11 protein-coding genes are annotated in these 17471 nt (G+C 68.9%); 6 read left to right on the top strand and 5 right to left on the bottom strand.

The features are described from left to right. Together V7067_RS08690 and V7067_RS08685 are read right to left on the bottom strand one after the other, a co-directional pair. On the bottom strand, positions 1 to 1150 hold a 1150-nt coding region (locus V7067_RS08690; protein WP_334175500.1), incomplete at its 3' end, for an efflux RND transporter permease subunit. 59 nt (positions 1151 to 1209) lie between these two features. Beyond that, a complete protein-coding gene (locus tag V7067_RS08685) occupies positions 1210 to 2298 on the bottom strand; it encodes an efflux RND transporter periplasmic adaptor subunit (protein ID WP_334175499.1) in 1089 nt (362 codons plus the stop codon). Between the two features lie 484 nt (positions 2299 to 2782). Here V7067_RS08685 and V7067_RS08680 point away from each other — a divergent pair, with 484 nt between their 5' ends. Continuing rightward, positions 2783 to 5320, top strand: coding sequence for an alpha/beta hydrolase (locus V7067_RS08680; RefSeq protein ID WP_334175498.1), 2538 nt, complete (start codon positions 2783 to 2785; stop codon positions 5318 to 5320). 107 nt (positions 5321 to 5427) lie between these two features. Then, on the top strand, positions 5428 to 6294 hold the full coding sequence (locus V7067_RS08675; protein WP_334175497.1) for an alpha/beta hydrolase: 867 nt from the start codon (positions 5428 to 5430) through the stop codon (positions 6292 to 6294). Positions 6295 to 6673: 379 nt separating this feature from the next. Here the strand turns inward: V7067_RS08675 and V7067_RS08670 are convergent, their stop codons facing one another. From V7067_RS08670 to pgsA, 3 genes are all read right to left on the bottom strand, one after another. Beyond that, positions 6674 to 7126 (bottom strand): molybdenum cofactor biosynthesis protein MoaE, encoded by a 453-nt coding sequence (locus V7067_RS08670; RefSeq protein WP_334175496.1) that lies wholly within the window; start codon positions 7124 to 7126, stop codon positions 6674 to 6676. A gap of 82 nt (positions 7127 to 7208) precedes the next feature. After that, positions 7209 to 7460, bottom strand: coding sequence for a molybdopterin converting factor subunit 1 (moaD, locus tag V7067_RS08665; protein ID WP_334175495.1), 252 nt, complete (start codon positions 7458 to 7460; stop codon positions 7209 to 7211). Positions 7461 to 7471: 11 nt separating this feature from the next. Then, the gene (gene pgsA, locus V7067_RS08660; protein WP_334175494.1) at positions 7472 to 8041 is read right to left on the bottom strand and encodes a CDP-diacylglycerol--glycerol-3-phosphate 3-phosphatidyltransferase; all 570 of its coding nucleotides are present in this window, start codon (positions 8039 to 8041) and stop codon (positions 7472 to 7474) included. Between the two features lie 319 nt (positions 8042 to 8360). On the opposite strand from pgsA, the gene htpG reads away from it, so the two are divergent. The 4 genes from htpG to V7067_RS08640 all read left to right on the top strand — a co-directional run. Next, on the top strand, positions 8361 to 10280 hold the full coding sequence (gene htpG, locus V7067_RS08655; protein WP_334175493.1) for a molecular chaperone HtpG: 1920 nt from the start codon (positions 8361 to 8363) through the stop codon (positions 10278 to 10280). A gap of 293 nt (positions 10281 to 10573) precedes the next feature. Further along, the gene (locus V7067_RS08650) at positions 10574 to 14122 is read left to right on the top strand and encodes an autotransporter domain-containing protein (protein WP_334175492.1); all 3549 of its coding nucleotides are present in this window, start codon (positions 10574 to 10576) and stop codon (positions 14120 to 14122) included. Positions 14123 to 14252: 130 nt separating this feature from the next. Then, a complete protein-coding gene (locus V7067_RS08645) occupies positions 14253 to 15440 on the top strand; it encodes an aminotransferase class I/II-fold pyridoxal phosphate-dependent enzyme (RefSeq protein WP_334175491.1) in 1188 nt (395 codons plus the stop codon). Between the two features lie 19 nt (positions 15441 to 15459). Next, positions 15460 to 17471, top strand: a 2012-nt coding sequence (locus V7067_RS08640) for a DNA translocase FtsK 4TM domain-containing protein (protein ID WP_334175490.1), incomplete at its 3' end; no start/stop codon positions are given.

Genomic DNA, 17471 nt, shown 5'->3' with positions numbered 1-17471 from the left:
CGTCCACCATCAGCGCCAGCGCGATGATGAGCGCACCGAGCGAGATGCGCTGCATATCGATGTTGGTGATCTGCATCACCGCGAACACCACCGCCAGCGTCAGCGGAATGGAGAGCGCCACCACCGTGCCGGCGCGCGCGCCGAGACTGACGAAACTGACCACCAGAATGATGATCACCGCCTGCACCAGCGAGGTCATGAACTCGTTGATGGCCTCGTGCACCGTCACCGCCTGATCGGCCACGAGATGATCGTCGATGCCGATCGGCAGGTTGCCGACCAGTTCGTGCACGCGGCTCGTCAGGTTTTTGCCGAGGGCGAGGATGTCGCCGCCGTCGCGCATGGCAATGGCCAGGCCGATGGCCGGCTGGCCGTTGACGCGGAACATCGGCTGCGGCGGATCGGCATAGCCGCGCCGCACGGTGGCGATGTCGGACAGGCGCAGCACGCGGCCGTTCACCACCAGATTGACGTTGGCGATGTCCTGCTCGCTGCGGAACGCCCCCGTCACGCGCAGCGACAGGATCTCGTTGCCGGTCTCGATCGTGCCGGCCGGGCTGACGAGGTTCTGCGTCTGCAGCGCCTGCAGCACCTGCTGACGGTTGATGCCGAGGCTGGCCAGCTCCTGCATCGAGAATTCGACGAAGATGCGCTCGTCCTGCGCCCCCAGCATCTCGATCTTGCTGACATCGGGCACATGCAGCAGCTCCGAGCGGATCGTCTCCACATAATCGCGCAGTTCGCGGTGGGTGAAGCCGTCGGAGGTGAAGCCGAAGATGATGCCGAAGGTATCGCCGAACTCATCGTTGAAGCCCGGCCCGATCACGCCCTGCGGCAGGGTCGGGGCCATGTCGCCGATGCTCTTGCGCACATGGTACCAGATATCCGGCACCTCGTCGGCGGTGGCCGAACCCAGCAGGTTGACGAAGATCGTGGTCTGCCCGGCGCTGGTGTAGGAGCGCAGGTAATCGAGCTTCGGCACCTCCTGAAGCTTGCGCTCCAGCCGCTCGGTCACCTGATTGAGGGTTTCCTCCACGGTGGCGCCGGGCCAGCGGGCCTGCACCACCATGGTCTTGATGACAAAGCTCGGATCCTCGGCACGGCCCAGTTTCTGGTAGGCGAGAACGCCGGCCAGAACCGCAACGAGCATCAGATAAAGCACGATGGAGCGGTGCTTCAGCGCCCAGGCGGAAAGGTTGAAACCTTCTTTCACGGCTGCGTCCCCAGCAGGCGGACTTCCTGCCCCGGATGCAGCGCCTGCACGCCGGCCGTCACCACCAGTTCATCGGCCTGCAGGCCGCCATAAACCTCCACCGAAGACGGCGTGAAGCGCAGCACCTCGATCCTGCGCAGCGACACCGTCTTCTTGTCCGGGTCGACAACCCACACCGCCGGCTCGCCGTCGGCGCGGGTGAGCGCGGAGGCCGGGATCTCGATCACCGGGCCGCTGTCGAGACTGACGCGGCCGATGACGGTGGTGCCGAGGCGCATCGCCTCCGGCGGGTCGATCAGGCCGACGCGCACGGCAAAGGTGCGGGTCACGGGATCGGCCTGCGGCGCCACCTCGCGCACGCGGCCTTTGGCCGTCACCGCGGGATCGGAGGCCAGCGACACGATGACCGTGGGATCGGACGCGGTCTGCTGCAGAAGCTGGGCGGGCACGTCGAACACCGCATCGCGGCCGTCCTTGCGGGCGACCTGAACGATCGGCTGGCCGGCGCCCACCACTTCGCCCGGTTCGGCGCGCCGCGCCGTCACGGTGCCGGCGGCATCGGCCCGCAGTTCGGTGAAGTCGAGCCGGTCCTGTGCCAGCTTCAGGCGGGCCTGCGCGTCCTCAAGGCCGGATTCGGCCGCCTTCAGCGCCTGCTCGGCACGCTCGTAGACGGCCCGGGCGGCAAAGCCGCGGTCGTGCAGCTGGCGCTGGCGCTGATAGTCGTTGCGGGCAAGGCCCAGCTGCGACTGCGCCGCCGTGACGGCGGCGTGCGCGGAGCGCAGTTCGTTCTGCTCGTTGGCGGGATCGAGACGGGCCAGCACCTGCCCGGGCGCCACGTGGTCGCCGACATTGACGAGGCGCTCCACCAGCCGGCCGCCGATGCGGAAGCCGTAGCTCGCCTCGTTCTTGGCCTCCACATGGCCGGTCAGCGACACGCTGTCGCCGGTGCTGCGCTGCTCCGTCACGATGGTGCGCACCGGGCGGATCTGCGGTGCCGGCTCTTCCGGCGTCCGGTTGCAGCCCGCCAGCGCCAGCGGCGCCACCATGGAGAGGGCCAGCAGCAGGCCGGGCCTGCGCCACCGCACCGGGCCGCTTCGGGCCGTTCTGCCCGACTGATCGTTACCAGAGCGCACGAGAGATTTCCTTTCCTCAGACGGACCGCCCCCGCACACGGGCCGCGACACCGTCGAGCCTTCCAGCGCCACCATGGCACTCCGGCAGCAGATATTCAAAACGTCTGAATGACTTACGACGACCGGTCCATCTGTGCACAAACAATGCCTGCCGGGCCGGTGAATATATGATCACAAAATCGCCCGTCCTTCGCACAGCCACAATGACATGTCCAACGGAGGAACGCTGCCGGCGCACTGCGAAAAATCAAACCTGCGTGAGAATAAACATCCCCGTGACCGGGCGACGGCGGCACGGCCGCGGCGCGCCGGGGGTGCGCGGTGAGCAGACGCATTGCCGGCGGGCGGCAATGCCGGCATCGTGCGCAGGCCCGCGTGGCGGACCGCCTGCACCGGCCCGGAAACAACAAGAACGACAGCGGAAGCGACCGAAACGATGCCAACACCCGTTCAGCACAGCCCCCGCCGCACCGCCATGCTGGCGGTTCTCGTCTTCGCCGGCCTCGCCCGCGCCCCGGCCGCCCTTGCCGGCGATGCCCCGGTGCCCGCGCCGCTGACGCCGGTCTGCTCGCAGGCCCGCTTCTGCGACCTGAAACAGTTCTACGAAATCAGGGACTTCCGCATCGGCGGCAAATATGACCTCGACACGCCGGCAAAGTGGGAGAACGGCGGCGAAGGCGGCACCACGCTGGAATCCCTCGGGGCCGCGCCGCTGCGCACCGCCTACATCACCCTCGGCACCCCGCGGCGCAATGCCGCCGGCGAGATCACCAATGCCGTCGTGGTCAACGCATTCTATTCGGGCGATGCCACCGACATGTATGCCCACTGGGTGGAAGGCAGCGCGCTGACCGGCGGATCGCTGATCGGCCCCGACCGGCCGATCGACACCAACCAGTATTATGTCGTGCTGGTGGATGCGCTCGGCCTGTGGGGCACCTCCAAGCCCTCCGACGGGCTGGGGCAGAAGTTCCCGCAATACAGCTACATGGACATGGTGCAGGCCAATTACCGCCTGCTGCGCGATCACCTCGGCGTGTCGCACGCCGCCCTCGTGACCGGCGTTTCCATGGGGGCCACCCAGAGCTTCGTGTGGGGCGTGATGCACCCGCAGTTCATGAACGGCCTTCTGCCGGTGGGCGGCACCACCCAGTCGGACGGCGCCGACCCGGTCGGCAACTGGACCTTCCAGCTGATGACGGCGGCCATCGAATCCGATCCGCAGTGGCGCAAGACCGGCGGCAACTACTATAATCTGCCAAAATCCGAGCACCCCAATCAGGGCGTCGCCTTCGGCTGGTCGATCCTCAACCTGACCGGCTTCGACTTTGGCTTCCGGTCCACGCAGGACTGGAAGAAGGTGGAACCGGATGTGTTCTACTGGCAGCCGCCGAACCCGAATGCCGGCGCCAACATTGCCGCCCGCGCGCAGCTTTTCGATGCCGTCGACCTCATCTGGCGCAACCGCGCCGGCGAGACGTACAACATCAACGCCGATCTCGGCCGCATCACCGCGCGCACCATGGTGATGCACATCGACAACGACCAGTGGCTCAATGCCGGGCTGGCCCGCAAGGCGGCCGAACGCATCCCCGGGGCCGATCTGGTGACCGAGACCAGCCCTGTCGCCCACTACGGCGTGTTCTCGATCCTGAAGCACAAGGAATTCGACCCGAAGGTCGTGAGCTTCTTCGACGATGTCGCCCGGCTCACCCGCAATCAGCGCTACACGGTGAAGACCTACACCCCCGCCTCGGTCGACGTTGCCGCCGTCACGCCGGACAAATCGTTCTGGGACACCTTCGTCCGCTACCCCTTCCCGGTGAAGCACGCGACCGTGAAGGACGGGCGCGGCGTGGCGTGGGATATCGCCTACATGGACGAATATGCCGGCAGCGATCCCAACCCGGAAACGCTGGTCATCGTGCACGGCAAGGGGGCGTTCGGCGGCCATTACGGCAACGTGATGAAGATCGCGCTGGAGCGCGGCCTGCGGGTGATCGTTCCCGACCTGCCGCACTACGGCAAGTCCGGCCCCGGCAACCTCGGCAAGAGCCCGGCGCGCAGCCTGCAGGACATGCGCGAGGTGGTGCACAATCTGGTCGTCGGCCAGCTCGGCGTGAAACAGGCGAGCTACATGGGCCACTCCATGGGCGGTCAGGTGGTGCTGGGCTATGCCCTCAGCTGGCCGGACGCGGTGAAGTCCCTCGTTCTGGAAGCCCCGGCCGGCCTTGAGGAATATGACCGCAAGATCACCGTTGCGCCGGGCAAGGAACTGGATCTCTTCAACCCCGCCTTTGCCCACAATTTCGATGCCTGGGCGAAGGTCTGGGACCAGACCGGCCTGCGCGAGCGCGAAAAGAACCTGACGGCGCAGCAGATCGACGACTTCTTCCACTTCCGCAAGCGCGACCCGGTGACCGGTGCCGTCACGCCCTCGAAGAGCGGCTATTTCCTGCGCGACAGCTGGTATGCCCGCCTGCACACCGACCAGCGCACCGGCATGATCGCCGGCAACCCGAAGGAACTGCAGCAATGGGTCGATGTCTTCATCTTCGACATCTATTCCATGGCGGCCGAGATGCAGAAGGGCGATCCGAACAGCCTCTATAACCGCCTGCCGCAGATTACGGCGCCGATCTTCCTGGCCTTCGGCGACAAGGAGCCGTTCATTCCCGGCACCGCCTTCAACGGCCGCACCGATCTGTCGCGCGAGATCATCCTGCCGTTCATGCGCCGCATGAGCGCCGCCGGGCGCAAGGTGGAGGTGAAGGTCTATCCGGAGAGCGCCCACTTCGTGCACACCGACGACCCGGTGGAGTTTGCCGAGGATGCGGTGGATTTCGCCACCACCGGCCGCGTGCCGCAGATGTCGCCGGTGGCGGTGGATATCATGATCAACGGCGGGCCGGGCGGCATGGCGCCGGCCGCCGCGCCGGCCGCCGTCGCCACCCCGCAGGGGCTGAACAAGTAAAGGGCTCCCGCCCGGCGACGGCCGGGCGGGCGACCGATTGCCGGCCGGGGTGGTCTGAGCCCGCCCCGGCCGGTCGCTTTTGCCGCAAGACCCGGAGAAAGACCGTCATGGCCGAACGCGTGCGCGTCGGAGACCTCGAACTTGCCTTCCGCGTGTGGGGCGAAGGCCGCACCACGGTGCTGTTCATTCACGGCAATCTGGCCAGCAAGGACTGGCTGGAGCGCGCCGCGCCCGCCATTGCGCCCGGCATCCGCGTCGTCGCCGTCGACTGGCGCGGCTGCGGCGACAGCGACAAGCCGGCCCCGCTGCCCGATTTCGCCAATTACTCCATCGCCCGCCACGCCGACGACATGCTGGCGGCGCTGGATGCGCTCGGCATCGGGTTCTGCCACCTCGCCACCCACTCCACCGGGGGCATCATCTCCACCCGCATGCTGCTGAAGGCGCCGCAGCGCTTCGGCCGCGTGTTCTCGCTCTCGCCGGTCTCGCCGCTGTCGATCCGCTTCACTCCGGAGATGACGGCCGGCTTCGGCCTGATGAAATCAAGCCGCGACATCACCCGCGCGGTGATGGCCACCACCATGCCGCGGCTGTTCGTGCCGGAGAGCCTTGCGCCGGGCAAGCTCGCCGCCTTCCGCGCCGATGCCGCCGACGCCGCCGCGCTGTTCGAGCGCATCGTGGACCAGACTTTCGCGGTCTCCGACGGCATCTGGTTCGGCACGCCCTACGGGCTGACGGCGGAATATGAGCTGGGCGAACTGAAGGCCCGCATGGGCGAAATCGCCCATCCGCATCTGGTGGTGTGGGGCGAATTCGACCGCATCATCCAGCGCGCCGACCTTGAGGCCATGGCCGCCGGCATGCCCGACTGCCAGTTCGTGGTGGCGCCCGGCGCCGGCCACTCGCTCAGTCTGGAACGGCCGGAAATGTACGCCGGCTTCTTCAATGCGTGGTTTGGCGGGCTGACGGCCTGACGGCCGGGCAGAATCTCCGCCTCGCTCACCCGCCGGCGGATGCGCTCAGGCACCGCCTCTGCCTGCCCGGTGCGGGTGCCGGGCCGGCAGAGGACGAATTCCTCGCCGCCTCCCCCGCGCTACAGTGTCGCTCGCGCGGATATTCCGCCGGATGATCGCGGCCGCGGCCCGCAGCGCCTCATCGCCCGCGGGATATGCGCGTTCGTCCCGGATACCCGCGTTCGTCGTGGAGCGGCTTGAAGCGACGATGCCGGTAAGGGCGAAGGCCTCCGCCTCGCGTCGCAGCCGGCCGGCCGTGCCGATGGCGGCGCGCGGGCGAGCCTGCCGGTTTCGTCCTCAGAGGGGAACCTGATCTCGATGACCGGTCCGGCGGCCTGCGTCACCACCGCCGCGTGGCGGCCTCGTCGCTGTCCTTCGGGGCCACCCACTCGCCTTCGCTGCCATCGGCGAGATGCTCCTTCTTCCAGAAGGGGGCGCGGGTCTTGAGATAGTCCATGACGAACTCGGTGGCGGCGAAGGCGCTGGCGCGGTGGGCGCTGGCCGCCGCCACCACCACGATCGGCTCGCCGGGGCGGATGAGGCCGTGGCGATGCACCACCAGAAGGCCGCTCAGCGCCCAGCGGCCGGCAGCCTCCGCGCCGATGCGGGCGATCTCGTCTTCCGCCATGCCGGGATAGTGGTCGAGTTCCAGTGCGGCGAGCCGGCCGCCTTCGTCGCGGCAATAGCCGGCGAAGCTCACCAGCGCGCCCACGTCGGCGCGGCCGGCGACAAGGCGGGCGGCCTCCTCGCCGGGATCGAACAGCCGCGATTCGATGCGCACTTCCACGATCATCGTCCGGCCCTCCCGCCTCGCGGCCCCCGGCCGCCGGTCATCAGCCCCGGCCCCGGCCGCCCGTCCTTCAGCCGCCCGTCTTTCAGCCGCCCGTCATGGGCGGAAAGAACGCCACTTCCCGCGCCCCGGCAAGGCTTGCGCCCGGCTGCGCGTGGCGGCGGTCGATTGCAACCCGGATGGCGGCGCGGTCCTCGAAGGCAAAGGCGTGAGCCTCGTCGCGCGTCGCCAGCCAGTCGATCAGGTCGGCGGCAGTCGCCACCGTTTCCGGCGGCGCAATCTCTTCCGCCTCCACCCCGATCCGCTCGCGCACCCAGGCGAAATAGATGGCCTTCATCCGCCGCCCTCTCAGTCCACCAGATGGCCGATGCCGGCCCGGAAATAGTCGAACCCGGTATAAAGCGTCAGGATCGCCGACAGCCACAGCAGCACGATGCCGATATCGGTCGTCATCGGCAGCAGCCGGTCGCCGGCCGGCCCGGCCAGCAGCACGCCCACGGCGATGAGCTGCACTGTCGTCTTCCACTTGGCCAGCCGCGTCACCGGCACGCTGACCCGCAGTTCGGCCAGAAATTCGCGCAGGCCCGACACCAGAATCTCGCGGCAGAGAATCACGATGGCCGCCACGACGGAGATGCCGGCAATGGTGCCGTCGGCCGCCATCAGCAGCAGGCAGGTCGCCACCAGCAGCTTGTCGGCGATCGGATCCAGCATTCGCCCCAGCGCCGATTGCTGCTGCCATGCGCGGGCAAGATATCCGTCGAAGAAATCCGTGATCGCGGCAGCAATATAGATGCCAACCGCCACCCAGCGTATTTCCACCCCCGGCAGAAAATAGAACAGCGTCACAGCCGCAACCGCAACAATGCGGGCGTAGGTGAGAATGTTCGGCAGGTTGAATGCGCTGGAGCGCCGCATGGTCTTGAGCCTTGTCGTCGATCGGGTTCCGGCCGCCGGCCGGACGCGCTGCGGGCAGCGCCCTTTCATGATAGATCGCCGGCGCCGCAGACGGCAGCCTGAAAGACCATGCCGCCCGCATTGCCGTCAACCGTGCTGCACCGCGGTCACAGCCGCCCGCGCGCCCGCGCCACCCTTGATCGCGGACGGCCCGCCGCCGATATAGAACACGGCTGCGCGGGCCTGCTGGCCGGGCCCTGCGCGAACCCTTTGTCATCTCCGACCCGGCGCCGGCTTTCGCCAGCCGGCACCGGGACTGCCGAGCGACGGAATGCAACCCATGAATAACGACAGCGTGGATAACGACAGCGTGACCCGGACGGAGAACCCGGCCGCCGAAACGCACGCCTTTGCAGCCGATGTGGCCCAGCTTCTGCGGCTGATGGTGCATTCGGTCTATTCCGACCGCGATGTGTTCCTGCGCGAGCTGATCTCCAATGCGGCCGATGCCTGCGAGAAACTGCGCCATCTGGCCGTGACCGACGAGAGCCTCGCCGCCGGCGACACCGCCTTCGGCATCGTGCTGGAGCCGGACGGCACGGCCGGCACGCTCACCATCAGCGACAACGGCATCGGCATGAGCCGGCAGGAGCTGGCCGACAACCTCGGCACCATCGCCCGCTCCGGCACCCGTGCCTTCGTGGAGGCGCTGGAGCAGAAACAGGACGGCAGCGCCCTCATCGGCCAGTTCGGCGTCGGCTTCTATTCCGCCTTCATGGTGGCGAAGGAGGTCGTCGTCACCAGCCGCCGCGCCGGCGCCGCCGAGGCGTGGACCTGGCGTTCCGACGGCAGCGGCACCTTCACCGTCGAACCCGCCGGGGCGGATGCGCCGGCGCGCGGCACCCGCGTGACCGTCGTCCTCAACGACGACGCCCGCGACTATGCCGACGCGCTGCGCCTTGAAGACATCGTGCGCACCCACGCCGCGCACATTCCGGTGCCGATCAGCCTGCGCAAGGCCGGCGAGAGCGAGGCGCAGCAGATCGTCGACGGCACCGCGCTCTGGACCCGGCCGAAGGCTGCGGTGCAGGCGGAGGAATATAACGCGTTCTACACCGCCCTCACCGGCGACAGCACCGAACCGGCGCTGACCATCCATTACCGCGCCGAGGGACGGCAGGACTATTCGGTGCTGGCCTTCGTGCCGGCGCGGCGGCCGTTCGATCTCTTCAACCCGGACCGCAAGGGCCGCATCAAGCTCTATGTGCGCCGGGTGTTCATCACCGAGGATGCAGCGCTGACGCCGGGCTGGCTGCGCTTCGTGCGCGGCATCGTGGATTCGGAGGATCTGCCGCTCAACATCTCGCGCGAGATGCTGCAGAACAATCCGCTGATCGAGGCCATCCGCAAGGCGCTCACCGGGCGGGTGCTGGGCGAGCTGGAGAAGCTCGCCGGCAGCGATGCCGATGCCTACCTCAAAGTCTGGGAGGCGTTCGGCGCGGTGCTCAAGGAGGGGCTCTACGAGGAACCGGACCGGCGCGACGCGCTGTTCGGGCTCGCCCGCTTCCGCACCACCCGCGACGGTGCCGGCTGGCGCAGCCTCGCCGAGATTCTGGCCGACAAGCGCGAGAACCAGACCGCGCTTTATTATGTGCTGGCCGACAACGAGGCCGCCGCGCGCTCCAGCCCGCATCTTGAGGGCTACCGCGCCCGCGGCATCGAGGTGATGCTGCTCACCGATCCGGTCGATGCCTTCTGGGTGCAGACCGCGCTCGGCTACGAGGGCAAGCCGTTCCGCTCCGTCACGCAGGGCAGCGACGACCTTGCGCAGATCCCGCTCGCCGAGGGCGTGTCCGAGCCGGAGGCCGGCAAGGCCGGCGATGTCGCCGCGCTGTCCGCCCTCATCAAGCAGGCGCTGGGCGACAAGGTGAGTGCGGTGCGGGCCTCCGAGCGCCTCGCCACCAGCCCGGTCTGTCTGGTCGCGCCCGAATATGGTCCCGACCGCCAGCTGGAAAAGCTGATGTCGCGCTCGGGCGAGAAGGCCGGCGGCCTCGCGCCCGTTCTGGAGCTGAACCCGCGCCACGCCCTGATCAAGGCGCTGGCGGCGAAGGCGGCCGCCGGCGGGGCGGCCGATGCTGTGGAGGCCGGCGCAAAACTGCTGTTCGGGCAGGCCCGCATTCTCGACGGCGAGGTGCCGGACGATCCGGCCGCCTTCGTGGAGGCCCTTTCCGACCTGATCGGCAAAAGCCTCGCTTCCTGAGGCGCCCGGCCGCGAAAATCTCAAGAAACAGCTAACGGCCCCCTTTGCGGGGGCCGTTTTCGTCTGCCTTGGTGAACCCTTCTTAAAGAATTGCCCGCCATGGTTAACGCCATGAAGCCGCCGGGGATTCGCCACGCAGGTCGGGCCCCGCGGCCGGGGGCACTTCTGCGGGCGGAGGCAACAGCGTGGCAAGCGAACGGAGCGAAGCGGGACCCCTTGCCGCCTCACCCCTTCGGAAGGCCGGCGGACCGGCGGCCGGCCGCGACGCCGCGCATCATGACACCCGCCCTGCCATGCGTCTCACCGCCCGCCTTGTCGCCTGCACCGCCCTCGTCGGCGGCGTGCTGGTCTCGCTCGCCGCCCCCGCCGCGGCCCAGTCGGCGGAAGAGGAACTGGCCGGCACCGTCGTCATCAATGCCGGCGAGACCTACACCAACACCGCCCCCCTCGATGCCTCGGTCATCAACGACGGCACGCTCGACAACCAGAGCTCCATCACCGGCCCGGTGGAAACGCGCGGCACGCTGACCAACACCGGCGAGATCGCAACCGGCGTCACCAATTCCGGCGGCGCCACCAACGACGGCGCGGTGAGCGGCGGGGTTTCCAATTCCGGCACATGGGCCGGCACCGGCACCGTCGACGGCGACGTGACCAACGACGGCACATGGAGCGGCACCGAAGAAATCACCGGCAATGTCACCAACACCGCGACCTTCGAAAACGGCGGCTCGGTCACCGGCGATGTCACCAACAGCGGCACCTTCACCAGCACCGGCCTCGTCGACGGCTCCGCGACCAACGCCGCCGGCGGCACGTTCGACAACCAGAACGAGATCACCGGCAGCGTCGACAATGCCGGCACGCTGACCAACACCGGCACCATCGATGCCGGCGTGACCAACACCGGCGACGCCACCAACGACGGCGCGGTGAGCGGCGGGGTTTCCAATTCCGGCACATGGGCCGGCACCGGCACCGTCGACGGCGACGTGACCAACGACGGCACATGGAGCGGCACCGAAGAAATCACCGGCAATGTCACCAACACCGCGACCTTCGAAAACGGCGGCTCGGTCACCGGCGATGTCGCCAACAGCGGCACCCTCACCAACACCGGCCTCGTCGACGGCTCCGTGACCAACGATGCCGCCGGCACGCTCGATAACCAGAGCACCGTCACCGGCAGCGTCGACAATGCCGGTGTGCTGACCAACAGCGGCGCCATCGAAACCGGCGTCACCAACACCGGCGATGTCACCAACACCGGGTCCGTCAGCGGCGGGGTTTCCAATTCCGGCACATGGGCCGGCACCGGCACCGTCGACGGCGACGTGACCAACGACGGCACATGGAGCGGAACGGAGCTCATCACCGGCAACGTCACCAACAGCGCCAGCTTTGAGAACGGCGGTTCGGTGACCGGCAATGTCACCAATACCGGCACCTTCACCAACACCGGCCTGCTGGACGGCTCCGTCCTCAACGACACCGGCGCCACGTTCGACAACCAGAACCGCATCACCGGCCCGGTGGAGACGCGCGGCACGCTGACCAACACCGGCGAGATCGCCGCCGCGGTGACGAATTCCGGCACGGCCACCAACGACGGCACCATCAACGGCAACGTCACCAGCAGCGGCGCATGGAGCGGCAGCGGCACCATCAACGGCAATGTCACCAACACCGGCACATGGACCGGCACGGAGGGCATCACCGGCGACGTGGCGAATGCGAACAGCTTCGCGAACGGCGGCTCCATCGCCGGCACGGTGACCAACACCGGCAGCTTCGCCAATACCGGTCTCATCAACGGCGCCGTCGCCAATGCGCAGTCGGCCACCTTCGTGCAGTCGGGCTCGGTCAACGGCGCCATCACCAATTCCGGCACATGGAGCGGTTCCGGCCAGACCAACAGCGATGTCACCAACACCCGCACCGGCACCTACAGCAACGGCGGCTCGCTGACCGGCAGCCTCGACAACGACGGCACCGCCAGCAATTCCGGCGTCATCAACGGCACGGTCAAGAACCACACCCACGGCACCGTCACCAACACCGGCACGATCAACGGCACCGTCACCAACAACGGGCTTCTGACCAATCAGGCCTTGCTGAACAGCACGGTCTACAACACCTCCTACGGCACGCTGGTCAACAACGGCGTGGTGAGCGGCCGCCTTTCCAATGCCGGCGTCGCCACCAACAACGGCTCGATCATCGGCAATGTCAGCAACACCGGCACGTTCTATGCCCGCGGCAGCATCACCGGCGACCTGACCAACAGCGGCGCCGTGGTCGGTGCCGGACAGATCAACGGCAACTTCACCAATTCCGGCTCCTATTCCACCGGCGACACGGTGGCGACGCTCATCGTCAGCGGCGATGTCGCCTTCCTGCCCGGGTCCACCTATGCGGCCAAGGTGGGGGCTGCCGGCGTTTCCGATACCATCGCGGCCACCGGCGGGCTCACGCTGTCCGGCGGCACCATCACGCTCACGACGCTGGAAGGCTTCGTGCCGGGCATCGTGTCCTACACGCTGCTGACGGCGGCGGGCGGCATCACCGGCACTTTCGACGGCGTCACCAACCCGCTCGGCGGCATCACCGGGGCCTACCCGTTCCTCGGCACCACCCTCACCTACACCGGCTCCAGCGTGTCGGTGCTGTTCAGCCATGCCGGCGGGGCCAGCTTCTCGCTGGGCGGGCTGACCGAGAACCAGCGTCAGACCGGCCTCGGCGCCGACACCCTGCCGCTGTCGAGCGGCCTGCTCGCCTCCATGGTGCTGCTCAACTTCCAGACCGCCCCGGCCGCCCTCGATGCGCTTTCCGGCGAGATCTATGCCGGCATCCGCACGGTAATGACGGTGCAGGCCAATCTCATCCAGCAGGCGGTTCTGGGCCGCCTGCGGGCAAGCCCGCGCGACACCGCGGCCGACCTGTTCGAAACCGCGCAGCAGCCGGTCTATCCCGATGGCCCGATGACCGGCACCCGCGCCGGCCTGCCGGCCGACGGCCTCGCCTTCTGGGCCAGCGGCTACGGCGGCACCGGCAACAACGGCGGCGAAGAGCCGAACACCGCCGACATCAGCAACAGCCTCGGCGGCGGGCTGATCGGCGCCGACTACACCCTGCCCACCGGCACCGGCGACGCCCGCTTCGGCCTGTTCGCCGGCTATGGCAGCGGCCGTTTCGATCTCGATGCCCGCGCCTCCTCCGGCACCATGCGCGGCGGCACCTTCGGCGCCTATGGCGCCATGACCTTCGATGCGCTGGCGCTGCGCCTCGGCGCGGCACACACCTGGCAGTCGGTGGATGTGGATCGCACGGTGGTCTTCACCGGTTATTCCGCCGCCAACAACGCCAGCTACAATGCCGGCATCACGCAGGTGTTCGGCGAAGCCGGCTACCGTTTCGACATCGGCACCACTGCGCTCGAACCCTTTGCCGGCCTCAGCTACACCGGGGTCAGCAGCGGCAGCTTCACCGAGCAGGGCTCCGATTCCGCCCTGGCCGGCCGTTCCGGCACGTTCGGCACCGTGGCCTCCACGCTGGGGGCGCGGTTTGCCATTCCGGTCACCGCGGGCTTCGCCCTCAAGGGCGATGTCGCCTGGCAGCACACCTTCACCAATCCGGTGCCCACCGCCACGCTCAGCTTCGTCAGCGCCAGCACGCCCTACACGGTGGAAGGCGCCCCCATCGCCCGCGATGCGCTGCTGCTGGGGGCGGGCGTGGTGTTCGAGGCCGGCAACGGCCTGCGCCTCGATCTCGGCTATTATGGCCAGATCGGCTCCACCGCGCAGGAAAATACCGTGCAGGGCTCGCTGAAAGTGCGCTTCTGAGGCCGGCCGCCTGCCACGGCAATGCCCCGGCGGTGACAAGCTTTTAACCATGTTCCGGCTAGGCTGGCGGGGCGGACGGCTGTGAGGCCGGGCCCGCCCCGTTTGAATCTCTGCCGAGCATGTTGACGCAATGACCACCACGCCCGCCCTGCAATCGCCGTTTCAAAGGCTGACGAAGCTGATCGAGGGCATTGCGCCGGGCGCGCCGCCGATCGATCTCGGCGTGGGCGAACCGCGCCACCCGATGCCGGCCTTCGTCGGCCCGGTGCTGGCGGAAAACCTGGCCGGCTTCGGCCGTTATCCGGCCATAAAAGGCACGCCGGCCTTTCGCAGTTCGGTCGCCGGCTGGCTGGACCGGCGCTTCGGTCTCGACGGCTTCATCGACCCGGAAACCGGCATCGTGCCGCTCAACGGCAGCCGCGAGGGGCTGTTCTTCGCCGCGCTCGGCGCGCGTCAGTTCTCCGCAAAGCAGCCGGAGCGGCCGGCGGTGCTGCTGCCGAACCCGTTCTATTTCGCCTATGCCGCCGGCGCGGAAGCCGCCGGTGCGGAAGCGGTGATGCTCGCCGCCGCGCCCGGGCAGGCCCTGCCCGATCTCGATGCCCTCGATCCGGCGCTGGTGGCGCGCACCATCGCCCTCTATTTCGCCTCCCCCGCCAACCCCGACGGTGCGGTGGCCGGCGCGGCCGACTGGGCAAAGCTGATCGCATGGGCGCGCGCGCACGACATCTACGTCTTCGCCGACGAGTGCTATTCGGAAATCTACCGCGAGGCGGCCGGGGCGCCGGCCGGCGCGCTGGCGGCGGCAAAGGCCAGCGGCACGGCGGAAAAGGTCATCGTCTTCAATTCGCTCTCCAAGCGCTCCAACCTTGCCGGCCTGCGCTGCGGCTTTGCCGCCGGCGACCCGGCCTTTCTGGCGCGCTGGCTGAACCTGCGCAACATCGCCGCCCCGCAGGTGCCCACGCCGGTGCAGGCGGTGGGCAGCGCCGCCTTTGCCGACGAGACCCATGTGGCGGAGAACCGCCGCCTCTACGATGCAAAATTCGCCCTTGCCGACCGCCTGCTGTCGCCGGCATTCGGCAAGGTGGTGCCGGACGGCGGCTTCTTCCTGTGGCTCGACGTCGCCCGCTTCGGCGGCGGCGAGGCGGCGGCGCTGAAGCTGTGGCGCGAGGCCGGCGTGCGCGCGGTGCCCGGCGGCTACCTTGCTGCCACCGGACCCGACGGCACCAACCCGGCAACGAACCACCTGCGCCTTGCGCTGGTGGACGCACCCGACGTGACCGAGGCCGCCCTGACGCGGCTTGCCGAAACTTTCGTTTGACGGAGGGTTGCAGCGCCCCATGCCGAAAGCCATCCCCTTTCCGCCGGATGACCACCTCGGTGCCGCCTCTGCGGGTGACAGGCCCGGCGGCATCATCGCCTTCCTGCACCGCAATCTCGCCCTGCTGAGCGGGCTCGGCATTCTGGCCTGCGTCGCCGCCACGGTGGCCGCCCTCGCCACATGGTCGGTCAACGACCCGAGCCTCAGCTATGCCGTGGATGCCCCCGTCCACAACTGGCTGGGCTTTGGCGGGGCTTCGCTGGCCGATTTTCTCATCCAGATGCTCGGCCTCGGCGTGGTGGTGCTGCTGGCGCTGCCGGTGCTGTGGGCCACGCGCATGATCCGCGGCCGGGCCAGCCGGGTGCGCAAGGCGCGCGTGGCGGCGTGGATCGCGGGCGTTCTGATCGTCGCCGCCGCCCTCGGCGCGCTGGAGCCGCCGCCCACCTGGCCGCTGCCGACCGGGCTTGGCGGCGCGCTGGGCGACATGCTGCTGGCCGGCCCCTCCCGGCTGCTGCAGTCGCTGCTCGGCGCCAGCGAGGCCGGCGTGGGCATTGCGCTCAGCGTGCCGGCGCTGGCGGTGCTCATTTATGCCGCCGGCTACCCCGCTCCGGCGCCGCGGCGCCGCCCGGCGCGCGACCGCCGCCGCGGCGAGGAGGCCGACGAGCCGCCGGGCCGGCTGGCGACGGCGGCCGGCATCGCCGGCCACTGGTGGCTGTCGTCCACCGCCTGGTATCGCCGCTGGCAGGAGAAGCGCCGCGCCGCCCGCCGTGCCCGCGAGCCGGATGACGACGAGATCGGCATCGAGTGGGCCGACACGGCCGCCGAGCCGCCGGCACGCCGCCGTCGCGAACCGGGCCAGCGCGTGGAGCCCGGCTTCGGCACTGCTGAAACCGGCGCGGAAATGGCCGGCGACCCGGCCTTCGCCGCGCCCGCCGCCGATGGTGCATCCGCCGGTGCCGCGCTGTCCGGTGCGGTGGGCGACGACTTCCTGTTCGGCGGGCCCGACCCGGCCGATGCGGACGGCGACGGCTGGACCAGCACACCGCCGGCCTTTGCCCCCGGCGAGACCGGCGAGGACGCCTTCGCGCAGCCGCCCGGCGAGTTGCCGTTTGAGACCGATGACGGCTTTGCCGACAACGACGACCCGATTTCGCCGCCGCCGTCCCCGGTGCGCCGCGCCGGGCGCAGGGCCGGCAGCGACCGCCCGTTCGAACTGCCGCGGCTGTCGCTGCTGGACGAGCCGCGCAGCACCGGCCGCCCGCAGGCGCTCGACAAGGCGGCCCTCGACCGCAACTCCCGCATGCTGGAAGGCGTGCTGGAGGATTTCGGCGTGCGCGGTCAGATCGTCAACGCCCGCCCCGGCCCGGTCGTCACGCTCTACGAGCTGGAGCCGGCCCCCGGCATCAAGTCGTCCCGCGTCATCGGGCTTGCCGACGACATCGCCCGCTCCATGAGCGCCATTTCGGCGCGCGTGGCGGTCATTCCCGGCAAGAATGCCATCGGCATCGAACTGCCCAACCAGCAGCGCGACACCGTCTACCTGCGCGAGATGCTGGCCACCGGCGACTTTGCCACCTCCAAGCAGAAACTGGCGGTCTGCCTCGGCAAGACCATCGGCGGCGAGCCGGTCATTGCCGATCTCGCGCGGATGCCGCACCTGCTGGTGGCCGGCACCACCGGCTCCGGCAAGTCGGTCGCCATCAACACCATGATCCTGTCGCTGCTCTATCGCATGACGCCGCAGCAGCTGCGCCTGATCATGGTCGACCCGAAGATGCTGGAGCTTTCCGTCTATGACGGCATTCCCCACCTGCTGACCCCGGTCGTCACCGATCCCCGCAAGGCGGTGGTGGCGCTGAAGTGGACGGTGCGGGAGATGGAGGAGCGCTATCGCAAGATGTCGAAGCTCGGCGTGCGCAACGTCGATGGCTTCAACGCCCGCGTGGCCGATGCCAAGGCCAAGGGCGAGACCCTGATCCGCACCGTGCAGACCGGCTTCGACCGCGAGACCGGCGAGCCGATCTTCGAGGA

The sequence above is a fragment of the Pseudoxanthobacter sp. genome, from assembly GCF_036822375.1.
Lineage (GTDB): Bacteria > Pseudomonadota > Alphaproteobacteria > Rhizobiales > Segnochrobactraceae > Pseudoxanthobacter.
The sequence above is the reverse complement of the archived record's forward strand: the minus strand, read 5'-3'. Positions and strand labels throughout refer to the sequence as shown.